Consider the following 11,468-nt stretch of genomic DNA (forward strand, 5'->3'; position numbering starts at 1 on the left):
GTTGCTGCTTATGCCTATAATCTGCCCTTTCATAATTGAAAGGGGGAAATGCGATGGACCATGATGACTATATGAAGCTTGCACTCGACCTCTCTCAAAGTGCAGAAGGACAAACATCACCGAATCCGATTGTCGGGGCTGTTTGTGTTAAGAATGGACAAATTGTAGGAACCGGCATGCATGTGAAAGCTGGGACCCCTCATGCCGAAGTGCACGCACTGCGAATGGCAGGCGAACTGGCAAAAGGCGCAGACCTCTATGTCACCTTGGAGCCGTGTGCCCATACAGGAAAAACGCCGCCATGCACAGATGCGATCATCGCGAGTGGAATACGCCGTGTATTTGTTGCGTCCATTGATCCGAATCCTGCCGTCAGCGGCAAAGGAATCGGGCTTCTTAAAGCTGCAGGTATTGAAGTATCAACGATCCAAACTAAAGAGGCAGATTTTGTAAACAGGGCATATTTTCATTTTATTCAACAACAAAAACCGTACGTTACGTTAAAAGCCGCCACCACACTCGATGGTCGTTTGGCTACGCAACAAGGGGATAGCAAATGGATTACGTCTGAACAAGCGCGAACAGATGTCCATAACCTCCGCCATACCCATGATGCGATATTAGTTGGCGTACAAACCATTCTTCAAGATAATCCTTTCCTCACCACCCGTTTGCCCCATGGTGGAAAGAATCCAATTCGAATTATTTTAGATCGGCGTCTCAGAACACCGAAAACCGCAAATGTCGTTACGGATCGTGCGGCGGAAACAATATTATTTACACTCGATCGTGCTGAAGGCATCGAATCGTTTCGGGATTTCCCACTTGTTCGTGTAGAAACGATCAATGAGCATGCCAATTTTTTAGAAGAGGTGCTCAGACGTCTTGCGAAGATGGGTATTATGAAGCTTTTAGTCGAAGGCGGCAGCTACGTCCATTCAAGCTTCATAGAACAACAGCTTGCCAATGAGCTCTATGTATATATTGCTCCGAAGTTGATCGGCAATGGTCCTACCCTCTTCGAAAACGATAGCAGACCACTCATTGCACAATCAGAAAAACTACACATCCTTAATACAAAACAGATAGGCGAAGACATACGTCTGCACGCTGTTTTTGCAAAGGAGGTGCCTACTTATTGTTTACAGGAATCGTAGAAGAAACCGGCACCGTGAAAGAAGTTAAGCGTTCACGCAACTCTATGCAATTGTCCATTTATTGCAATACAGTGCTGACAGATACAGCAAAAGGAGACAGCATCGCAGTAAACGGCGTATGCTTGACAGTCGCCTACTTTACTGACTCCTATTTCGTCGCAGATGTTATGCCCGAAACATACTTTGCGACTGCTCTTTCTGAATTAACATTAGGAAACGAAGTGAATTTGGAACGTGCAATCGCCGCGAATGGTCGTTTCGGCGGACATTTCGTCACTGGACATGTTGACGGCACTGGCAAAATTACTGCAAAACGGCAATCTGCGAACGCGCTTTATATGGATATCCAAATCGAACAAAATTTATTGCGATTTGTCATGAACAAAGGATCCATCACTGTTGACGGTACATCATTGACAGTATTCGACGTGAAGGATGATCGATTCACAATCTCGTTAATTCCTGTTACTCAGAAAGATTCAGTCATTGCACGAAAGCAAATGGGATCCAAAGTGAATGTCGAATGCGACATCTTAGTGAAGTATATGGAACAACTGCTTTTTAAAAAGAATCAGTATCATTCAGGAGACGGATTGACGATCGACAAGCTTGCCTCAAGTGGCTTTTTAATATGATTCTACAATGCTATAGCTTTTACAAACGATAATCCCAAAAAGCCTCCGGCGTATGTGCCGGGCTATCAAAGAACCACGATAAGATCCGGACAGTACTACGCAGAGGCGTAATGAATTGGAAGGATGAGATGATATGTATACAACCGTGGATAAAGCGATCGGTGAGTTAAAAAAAGGCAAGCCGATCATTGTCGTTGATAATGAAGACCGGGAAAATGAAGGAGATTTTATCGCACTCGCTGAATTTGCAACACCTGAAATGATTAATTTCATGGCAAGGGAAGGACGTGGCCTAATTTGTGTTCCAATCGAAGAAGAATTAGGAAAACAGCTTGGTTTGGCTCCGATGGTCGCAAATAATACGGATACGCATGGAACAGCTTTTACAGTGAGCATTGACCATGCCCATTCAGATACTGGAATTTCCGCATTTGAACGATCTGAAACGATACTGAAAATGCTTGAGTCAGACGCATCCCCTTCTGACTTCAGAAGGCCTGGGCATATTTTCCCGCTGATCGCTCAACGAGGCGGTGTACTAACACGACCTGGCCATACGGAAGCTGCTGTAGATCTTGCTATTCTATCAGGAGCCAAACGTGCAGGCGTCATTTGTGAAATTATGAATGATGATGGAACGATGGCGCGAGGCGATCAATTAAAGGGGATCGCGAACAGATTGGGCCTTGTCATATTGACAATCGAAGAAATAATCGCATATCGGAAAAAGAATGAGTCATTAGTAGAACGGGTTGTCGAGACTGATATGCCTACATCATTCGGCCATTTTAAAGCGATTGCTTTCACGGAAAAATTGACTGGTCGAGAACATATTGCACTTGTAAAAGGCAATCCGGGTGAAGCGGATTCCCCTCTCGTCAGAATCCATTCCGAATGCATGACTGGAGACGTATTTGGTTCTTGTAGATGCGATTGCGGTCCGCAACTTCACGCGGCACTATCTGAAATCGAAACTGCAGGAGCTGGAATTTTGCTATATATGAGGCAAGAAGGCCGTGGCATCGGGCTTGTGAATAAATTAAAAGCCTACAAACTGCAAGAAGCAGGTTTGGACACAGTGGAAGCCAACGAAGCGTTAGGATTCAAAGACGATTTACGGGAGTATTTCATTAGCGCACATATTTTGCGAGATTTACAAGTGTCTGCCATTCATTTATTAACAAACAATCCCCGAAAAATTGATGAGCTTGCCGCCTATGGCATCACCGTCACAAAACGAGTGCCTATTGAATTACCTGCAGGCAATGAAAATCGAAAGTATATGGAAACGAAAAAAGAGAAATTAGGACATCTTTTGACGATATGAGGAGGAAAATTGACATGGCAATCACGTATGAAGGACATTTAATCGGAAGTGGTTTGAAAATAGGTATCGTTGTATCACGTTTCAATGAGTTCATCACTGGAAAACTGTTGAGCGGTGCTGAAGATGCATTGCGCCGTCACGGTGTCAATGAACAAGATATCGAAACCGCATGGGTGCCCGGAGCGTTTGAAATACCGCTCGTCGCAAAACAGATGGCAGCCTCTAAAAAGTATGACGCGGTCATTACATTAGGAACGGTCATTAGAGGATCAACACCTCATTTCGATTACGTTTGCAATGAAGTATCCAAAGGGATTTCCGCCATTAATATGACAGAAGGTATTCCTGTCATATTTGGCGTACTGACGACTGATTCAATTGAACAAGCTGTCGAAAGGGCGGGCACAAAAGCAGGCAATAAAGGATGGGATGCCGGCACTTCGGCTATCGAAATGGCAAATTTAATGAAGCAATTGACAAACTGATTTACCTATTTGCAGTATCTGCTACCGTTAGCTCTTAGACAAATATAAGTACCGGTAACATTGTAATTCTCTATACTATTACAAATTAAAAAGCCTGTAAACGCTTATAATCTACGTTTACAGGCTTACTAATAAAAAGTTATTTAGTATATACAAAAAGGTAAGTACCGTCAGCCTCGCTTCCAACTTTTTTTACTGAATAACCAATACCAGTTTTACTTGCTAATACGGTATTGCCATCCCAATTTGAATATTTCCTTAAAGTTCCGGTTGTTTTATTGTATTTTGGATCAAAAGCTATATATCCTTTATCACCTTTTTTAAGGTTAAACGCATAAGTATTAACTTGGCCAGCAGACGAAACCCAAGTATACCCAGCGCCAGCTTTAATCGCGTCTTTCTCTGCCGTAGCGGTAACATTGAAACTGTGAGATACAGTTGTATTTATCCCTTTTCCAACACTACATGTGACAGTTGTACAGTTAATATCAGCACTAACTTTTTTTCTAGCACCTGTTACTACACTTTTGGAAGAAGGACTATATCTCCAATATTCCCTATAATCCATAGGTTTAATTTCTGAAGTAGTTTCAATATCCTCAACGACTTCTTCCCTTGGCTGATTATCCCGTTCCGCTAAATATTCTTCTTGTGACATAACAACAAATCCACTGTCTGTTAGTTTTAATGGAATTATCAAATCACCGGAAGCTGGATCAACGAATGCTTCGTTTCTATCCAAAACAACGTCATTTCCCAATGATGTTGCATTAGATATAGTTTCGAAAGGCATTAAAATGAGAATAACCCCAAGTATTGAAGCGGTAATAATACTGAAAAACTTACTCACTAAACCTTCCTCCCTTTTTGAAAATATTTTTATTGATTGTTACATATTTAACTTTAGAAAGAACGAGTATTGAATACTTTTTTTGACTGTTTCTTTAGTATTCTTTAATTTGGTAGTATATTTTTCTGTTTTCATCGAATTTCGGATTAACTACTTCTCCGTCTTCGTTCTTAATAATTTCGTTTTTATCTTTATAAGTGCCAAGGTTAACAATGAAGTTCTTTCCAGATATAGATTCAATCTCCCCCTCTACAGAAAGTGTTTCCGTAGGATTTGAATTTCTAATTACCAAGCTAACCTTAGACCCTGCTGGCTTCCATATATAATCATTATTTTCCAGGCTAATATTCGCAATTCTAATTGCATCGCCTTCAGCATTGGGAACAACATAAATAATAAATTTTTCCTCATTAAGTTTAAATTCATCAACAATTTCATTTTTTGTAATGCCTTCTTCTGTTAAACCAAACTCCAGAGCTTCTTCATATGTTGAAAATGTTTGATTGGATTGACAACCCGACAAAAAAGCAAACAATAACAATAGTAACAGTCCTTTTTGCATTCAATATCCCTCCCAAACTAACCTATCATAAGGAATCGAATTATTCAATAACTTCTAATTATTGATTAATCTATGTATATGAGGAAGAGAGAACCGGTATGTTTAGATTCTTTGAGAATTGCCCATGCATTTATAAAAAGCCAGTAGAAGGAGAATCTATCATGAAAAAAGACGAAGCAAAGAAGTTGGCTAAACAAGGAATTGAGAATAGTAAAAAATACGGTATTCCGTTAAAACCAATAAAGAAAAAATGAAAAAAGGAACGAACCTTTTCCGAAGTTCGCTCCCACTATCACACATCATCTAAAAAAGACAAGCATTTAAGATGAATCTATAAACAGTCGAGAACATGCAGCAATCCTTTTGCAAAGAGGTTGCGTTATTATTGTGTTCCCTTTTGATAGTCGTCTCAGTCTGCAGGAAATTCTTAGGCATTTTTGGAATTGCTCACAGTCTATTTATGTTAGCGTAACAAACAATTTCTTTAGCTTTGATTGAAATGAATTGCCATTTGGAAGACAACCTACGAAGTGCAAAATATAGTACAGACTGTAGACAAAGTATCTTTTCTTTGACTACAGTCCTTTTAAGGTTTGTAGTCATGAGATAAGTGTTTGCCCAGCTTGGCTTGAAAACGCTTGTCAGACAAGGCGTGAAGTCGAGCGAAGACCCGAATAGAACTTAGGTTCATGAGGGGACGAGCGAAGGAAAGGCAACCTAAGTCCGCTGCATCCTGCAGCAACGGTTGCATGACCAGCGTCCTGCTGGCCCCAACGCAGTATGCGAGCGTTTGTCAACAAGCTGAATATAGTAATCGAACTCTTCCTACATTCTACATTCAATGAGCATCTTCTTCATGAGTTTGTCCCATAGCAGAAGAAATTTGATCTGCCGCTGCCGTCACTTTGTCGATAAACAAATTTAGTTGGTCTTTAGTCGTTTGTGTTTCCAATGCCTCAATACTAATAGCGGCTAACACTTTTCCTTCAAAGTCGATGATCGGAGCCCCAACTGCTAGAGTCCCTTTCGTCTTTTCCCCTCTGCTAATTGCAAAACCTTTTCGTTTAATGCCTCGCAGCTGTTGCAACAGTGCAGTCCGTTCTTCATCGTCCTGAATCAATTGCTGCAGCAACGCCTCTGTTTCCCTCAACGGTGTATAGGCCAACATCGATTTATTTGCAGCTCCGATATGCATCGGTATGCGTTCTCCAATGCTATCGATAATGCGGACATTGCGTGGACTGTCGATGCGATCAATAATGATTGATGCTTCATCTTTTGGCGCATTCAAGTAAACGGTTTCTTCCACTTCTCGGGCCAGCGCTTCTAAAATCGGCTTTGCAACCTGGCGCACGTCAAGCTTCTCGTATTTTTTCAAGCCGATCTCTACCCACTTATAACCTAACTCATAATGTTTTGTATGTTGGTGCTGTGTGACAAGATCATGTGCTTCCAATGATTGCAGCAATCGATACACCGTACTGATTGGCAATCCCGTTTTCTCCGCCAGTTCGGCAACGAGCCATTTCCCCTTTTTTGAATCCGACATGGCTTCTATAATAAGCATAGCCCGATCTATCGATTGAATCATTTCGTTTCTCCTCCTGTCTCTTTATATTGTATCAGATACCGAACCTCTCCCCTACTCTCAATTATCTGATGCTTCAAAAGAAAAAGTGATTGACAGTAACTAATGTTCAGAATTAAAATGAGAAATATAGTATTTCACTATGTAGAATTTATTCCACTATGCGGAATAATATTGAATGTAGTGAAAGCGCTTTCTCTATAGAAATAGAAAGTAGAAAGGTTGCGAGGGGAAATGGATGGGTTCACGAAATTTATTGCAGAAGCATCTGACTTCATTTGGGGAATACCGATCATTGCGATTTTGATCGGCGGTGGAGTCTTTTTAACAATTCGTCTTAGTTTTTTTCAATTTCGGTACTTTCCACATATTTTGAAGCAAACATTCGGAAAGATTTTTTCGAAAACTGAGGGAGATGGAACATTAACGCCCTTTCAGGCAACGACAAGCGCACTTGCGTCCACGATGGGAGCCGCAAACATTGTAGGTGTTCCGGTTGCAATTGCCTTAGGAGGTCCAGGGGCAATTTTTTGGATGTGGCTCGTCGCCTTAATTGGCATCGGAACGAAATATTCGGAAGTTGTGTTGGGGATTCATTATCGGGAGAAGAATCATCAAGGCGAATATGTCGGTGGCCCGATGTATTACATTAAGAAAGGGCTTGGCTGGAAAAAGGTTGCTGTTTTCCTATCTTTTGCACTAATGGTCGAGGTTGCTGCCAGTATGATGGTGCAATCCAATTCCATTGCTATGACAATGAAAGGCTCATTCGGTCTGCCGCCTGTTGTGACGGGCTTAATCGTTGCCCTCCTCGTCATTTTAATTACATACGGAGGCATCAAATCGATCGGTAAAGTTTCTGAGAGGCTGATCCCGTTCATGGTTGTCATTTATATTGTAGCTGCATTAATTGTCGTCACTGTGAATTTCAAAGAAGTACCGAATGCATTTATGCTCATTTTTGAACATGCTTTCCGACCGATTTCTGCTGCTGGCGGTTTCGCGGGAGCTGGTGTGGCAGCTGCTATCCGTTGGGGGCTGGCAAGAGGTCTTTATTCCAATGAGGCAGGAATGGGAACTGCCCCGATCGCCCACTCTGCGGCCATAACAAATCACCCGGCAAAACAAGGGTTCTGGGGTGTGTTTGAAGTAATTGTCGATACATTAGTCGTTTGTACGATTACAGCACTTGTAGTATTGACGTCAGGCGTATGGAAAACGATTTCACCGGATAATGCGTCCATGATGGTAACAGAAGCATTTGTCCCTATTTTCGGTTCAACGATAGCTGGCATGATTGTATCTGCAACACTTTTTCTATTTGTCATTACAACCATTGTGGTTATCGTTTTTTACGGTGAAAAGCAAGCTGAATTTTTATTTGGAACGGCGGTATGCAAAGTAGTCCGTTTCATTTATATTGCGGCTATCATCGTCGGAGCAATTGGAGGGCTTCAATTCATTTGGCAATTCCTTGATTTGCTCTTAGCTGCCGTCGTCATTCCGAACGTAATTGCCGTCTTGTTCTTAAGTGGAAAAGTGAAAGAAATAACGAATGATTATTTTACAAATCTGTACCCAGTCGAACGCAAAAAATGAATCTATTAAGGAGGCAAGAGATATGTACAATCAACTGAAAACAATGAAAACGTATGAGCAGGTCGAGTTGTTGACTCGCCATTTGGTTAGTATGAACAGCATCAATGGGACAATAGGTGAGGTCAGGATTGTACAGGAGATTTACCAAATTCTCAGTTCATTCCCTTACTTTAAGCAACATCCGGACCATCTCTATCTCCAAAAGATTGAAGGGGATCCGATTGGCAGGCAAAATGTTTTTGCTTTCGTTGAAGGCGGACGCCAGTCGAATCAAACGGTTTTGTATCATTCGCATATCGATACGGTCGCCGTTGAAGACTTCGGCCCATTAAAAGAACATGCTTTTTCTCCAGACGCGATGGAAGCATTTTTCTGCGATTATGACAGTGATCCTGAAATTCAAAAAGAGGCACTTTCCGGTGAATGGATGTTCGGAAGAGGCTCGGTTGATATGAAAAGCGGGGCTGCTGTTCACATAGTAAATATCCTATATTTTTCGGAACATCGAGAACAGCTTGAAGGCAATGTGCTGCTTCTTTGCAATGGGGATGAAGAAAGTGAACACCGTGGCATGATTGGTGCTCTGTCTGAACTGAACCGGCTACAATTTGAGCATGGCTTAAAGTTTATTACCGCGATCAATACCGATTTTATTACACCATTGTATGACGGAGATCCACATCGATATATTTACACGGGTGCCGCAGGAAAAATTCTTCCTTGTTTCCATATATACGGGAAGGAAGTGCATGTCGGTGATACGCTTGCCGGCATCGATCCGAACTTTATTGCGGCAAAATTAACGGAACGAATTCATAATCGATATGCTTTGGCAGAGAAAATACCAAATGAATTAGTGCTGCCCCCAACTTGCCTGTACCAACGTGACACAAAGGAGCTATACACGGTGCAGACAGCAATTAGCAGCCATTTGTATTTTAACTTCTTCATTTATGAAAAAACACCTGAGCAAGTGTTGGAAATGATGTTGCAAGAGGCAAAAACTGTTTGCGAAGAAGCGGAAATTTATTTGCAAAAGCAATTTGAGGAATATATCGAATTCACGAACTTACCGAAGCGGAAACTGTCTTGGGACATCGAAGTGACTTCCTATGAAGATTATATTTTGTATTTAAACAAGCATGGTGTCCATGTCGAATCAATTATTCAAAAAACATTGGCGGAAAAAGGCTCTGGCGATTTGCGAGAAGTCTGTTTCTCTATCGTCAACGCACTGCAAGAAGCTGATCCCGAGAAGAAGGCACGCGTCATTCTGTTTTTCGCTCCCCCATTTTTGCCGCACAACTATTTGAAAGCTGATGATGCGAGGGACGTGAAAATTCAATCAGCTTTGGCGAAAGTGCTGAAAAAAATGGGCGAAGCGACAGGCGAGCAATTTGAAATCAAAAAATTCTTCCCGTACTTGGCAGATGGCAGTTTCCTTTCCATCCATGAGACGGATGAACAATTGGCGCCGCTTCTGAACAACTTGCCGGAATGGGACAATATTTACACGATCCCGTTTAACACGATTAAAAACCTCAACATCCCTTCCATCAATATGGGCGTATACGGTAAAGACGGCCACAAATGGACAGAGCGAGTGTATAAGCCATATTCCTTTGGCATACTTCCAGAACTAATCCGCGAAACGACAATTGATTTGTTGGAGCAAGAATCTGAAAAGCAGATGTTGGAAATGGCATGATAATAAATGTACCTCCCCCTCCTTTCATTTTTCATGGAGGGGGATTTTTTGAAGTAAAATCGAGCAATCGTAGAGCTTTATACGAAACCATCTCCATTATCTCTTTAATAAACATCTTGCTGCCAACTACATCCGCGATTTGCATAGAACTTGAATTGCTTTTTATTACTCAACATTCCGACAAGTGTTGCAATACATTTAATAAGACGACTATCATTTGAACGTGATCGACTGTTAAATGATGAGGTCTGTTCATCTCAGAATCCACTTTTCTATCAGATAACGTATAAGAAAGGGGAAAGAGAAATATCGGTAGCGAAGTGCAGTATCAAATTTATATGAACATGATCAACCCGAATCCAAATCGCCTGACCGTCCATTTTGAAGAGTAGGAAGAAGCGGCACGAAAAAAGCTACAAGACAGTCCTTTTTATTACATTGCCGGAGCAGCCGGGAGCGGAAAGGCGATGGAAAACAACCAAATCGCCTTCAACAAATGGGGCATTATTCCCCGTATGTTGCGAAATGTAGATGAGCGGAATTTGTCCATTGAACTTTACGGACAAACTTATCCGTTCCCTGTTCTGCTTGCTCCAATTGGCGTTCAGTCGATCATCCATAAGCATGGAGAGACTGCGTCCGCTAAAGCAGCTGCCAAGATGGGCATTCCTTTCATCGCCAGTTCCGCCTCCACCTTGCCAATGGAGAAAATAGCTGAAGCGACAGGTGATTCCCCGCGTTGATTTCAATTATACTGGGGCCGTGATAAAGATATTACAGTTAGCTTTTTAAAGCGTGCTGAAGCAGCAGGCTATTCAGCTATCGTTGTTACGTTAGATACAGCGATGATGGCCTGGCGAGAATACAACCTGAAAAATGCATATTTGCCTTTCCTTATCTGTGAAGGGTTGGGAAATTACTTTTCAGGCCCAGCCTTCCGTTCCAAAATAGCAACTCCTCCCGAAGAAGATCCAACAGCGGCAATTATGCAATGGACGAAAATTTTCGGGAACACGGGACTCACATGGGAGGACATCGAGTCTCTAAAAAAGCATACAAAGCTACCAATTTTTTTAAAAGGCATTATGCACCCAGACGATGCAAAATTGGCGCTTGAAAGAGAAGTCGATGGCATTATTGTATCCAATCATGGCGGCCGGCAAGTGGATGGCGCTGTTGGAGCACTCGATGTTTTGCCTCAAATTTGTGAAGTCATCGACGATCGAATCCCTGTTTTGATGGATAGCGGAATTAGACGTGGTTCAAATATTATGAAAGCAATCGCATTAGGGGCAAAAGCAGTGCTCATTGGCCGTCCAGCAATGTACGGTTTAGCAGTAGCTGGACAAGCTGGAGTTAAGGAAGTATTGCAAAACATGTTAGCAGACTTTGATTTAACGATGGGATTGGCCGGAGAAAATAACGTTCGAAACCTTCGCCCAGAAATCCTAAAAAAGACTTTACGTTTGTAATCAAATCAATCTCACCTTCTATTCGGATGCGGCTGTCCAATAAGTCCCTAAAATAGAACAGGTGGCGAAAAACGAATCGTTTTTC

At 41.9% G+C, this 11,468-nt stretch carries 9 protein-coding genes and 1 pseudogene; 7 read left to right on the top strand and 3 right to left on the bottom strand.

What is annotated here, in order from left to right; genetic code table 11:
- Positions 1–53 precede the first annotated feature (53 nt).
- The 4 genes from ribD (at position 54) to ribH (ending at position 3,604) form a co-directional block, all read left to right on the top strand.
- Positions 54–1,157 (top strand): bifunctional diaminohydroxyphosphoribosylaminopyrimidine deaminase/5-amino-6-(5-phosphoribosylamino)uracil reductase RibD, encoded by a 1,104-nt coding sequence (gene ribD, locus ACFQ38_RS07840; RefSeq protein WP_381480293.1) that lies wholly within the window; start codon positions 54–56, stop codon positions 1,155–1,157.
- Complete coding sequence (gene ribE / locus ACFQ38_RS07845; protein ID WP_381480294.1) at positions 1,139–1,792, top strand: riboflavin synthase; 654 nt, start codon at positions 1,139–1,141, stop codon at positions 1,790–1,792. The genes ribD and ribE overlap by 19 nt, the downstream gene beginning before the upstream one ends.
- Before the next feature lie 133 nt (positions 1,793–1,925).
- A complete protein-coding gene (locus ACFQ38_RS07850; RefSeq protein WP_381480295.1) occupies positions 1,926–3,119 on the top strand; it encodes a bifunctional 3,4-dihydroxy-2-butanone-4-phosphate synthase/GTP cyclohydrolase II in 1,194 nt (397 codons plus the stop codon).
- Between the two features lie 14 nt (positions 3,120–3,133).
- Positions 3,134–3,604: a 6,7-dimethyl-8-ribityllumazine synthase gene (ribH, locus tag ACFQ38_RS07855; protein ID WP_381480296.1), complete on the top strand. Its 471-nt coding sequence runs from the start codon at positions 3,134–3,136 to the stop codon at positions 3,602–3,604.
- Positions 3,605–3,743: 139 nt separating this feature from the next.
- On the opposite strand, the gene ACFQ38_RS07860 is transcribed toward ribH, so the two are convergent.
- The 3 genes from ACFQ38_RS07860 to ACFQ38_RS07870 all read right to left on the bottom strand — a co-directional run bounded on the left by ACFQ38_RS07860 (position 3,744) and on the right by ACFQ38_RS07870 (position 6,607).
- Entirely contained in the window at positions 3,744–4,454 is a 711-nt protein-coding gene (locus ACFQ38_RS07860) for a DUF6060 domain-containing protein (protein ID WP_381480297.1), read from the bottom strand.
- Positions 4,455–4,548: 94 nt separating this feature from the next.
- Positions 4,549–5,016: a hypothetical protein gene (locus tag ACFQ38_RS07865; RefSeq protein WP_336824490.1), complete on the bottom strand. Its 468-nt coding sequence runs from the start codon at positions 5,014–5,016 to the stop codon at positions 4,549–4,551.
- 838 nt (positions 5,017–5,854) lie between these two features.
- Complete coding sequence (locus ACFQ38_RS07870) at positions 5,855–6,607, bottom strand: IclR family transcriptional regulator (protein WP_381480298.1); 753 nt, start codon at positions 6,605–6,607, stop codon at positions 5,855–5,857.
- Between the two features lie 231 nt (positions 6,608–6,838).
- Between ACFQ38_RS07870 and ACFQ38_RS07875 the strand changes: the two genes are divergently transcribed.
- The 3 genes and pseudogenes from ACFQ38_RS07875 to ACFQ38_RS07885 all read left to right on the top strand — a co-directional run.
- Positions 6,839–8,203 carry an alanine/glycine:cation symporter family protein gene (locus ACFQ38_RS07875; protein ID WP_336824488.1) on the top strand — a complete coding sequence of 455 codons (1,365 nt, stop codon included), beginning with the start codon at positions 6,839–6,841 and terminating at the stop codon, positions 8,201–8,203.
- Between the two features lie 22 nt (positions 8,204–8,225).
- On the top strand, positions 8,226–9,911 hold the full coding sequence (locus ACFQ38_RS07880; protein ID WP_336824487.1) for a M20/M25/M40 family metallo-hydrolase: 1,686 nt from the start codon (positions 8,226–8,228) through the stop codon (positions 9,909–9,911).
- A 413-nt stretch (positions 9,912–10,324) separates the two neighbouring features.
- A pseudogene (locus ACFQ38_RS07885) lies at positions 10,325–11,383 on the top strand (alpha-hydroxy-acid oxidizing protein); the annotation flags it as partial.
- Positions 11,384–11,468 lie beyond the last annotated feature (85 nt).

This window comes from Sporosarcina contaminans, assembly GCF_042679045.1.
GTDB lineage: Bacteria > Bacillota > Bacilli > Bacillales_A > Planococcaceae > Sporosarcina > Sporosarcina contaminans.

What these genes read in the sequence shown, in the direction of transcription:
- ribD (WP_381480293.1), top strand. Translation starts at nt 54, where the DNA reads ATGGACCATGATGACTATATGAAGCTTGCACTCGACCTCTCTCAAAGT.
- ACFQ38_RS07850 (WP_381480295.1), top strand. Translation starts at nt 1,926, where the DNA reads ATGTATACAACCGTGGATAAAGCGATCGGTGAGTTAAAAAAAGGCAAG.
- ribH (WP_381480296.1), top strand. Translation starts at nt 3,134, where the DNA reads ATGGCAATCACGTATGAAGGACATTTAATCGGAAGTGGTTTGAAAATA.
- ACFQ38_RS07865 (WP_336824490.1), bottom strand. Translation starts at nt 5,016, where the DNA reads ATGCAAAAAGGACTGTTACTATTGTTATTGTTTGCTTTTTTGTCGGGT.
- ACFQ38_RS07870 (WP_381480298.1), bottom strand. Translation starts at nt 6,607, where the DNA reads ATGATTCAATCGATAGATCGGGCTATGCTTATTATAGAAGCCATGTCG.
- ACFQ38_RS07875 (WP_336824488.1), top strand. Translation starts at nt 6,839, where the DNA reads ATGGATGGGTTCACGAAATTTATTGCAGAAGCATCTGACTTCATTTGG.
- ACFQ38_RS07880 (WP_336824487.1), top strand. Translation starts at nt 8,226, where the DNA reads ATGTACAATCAACTGAAAACAATGAAAACGTATGAGCAGGTCGAGTTG.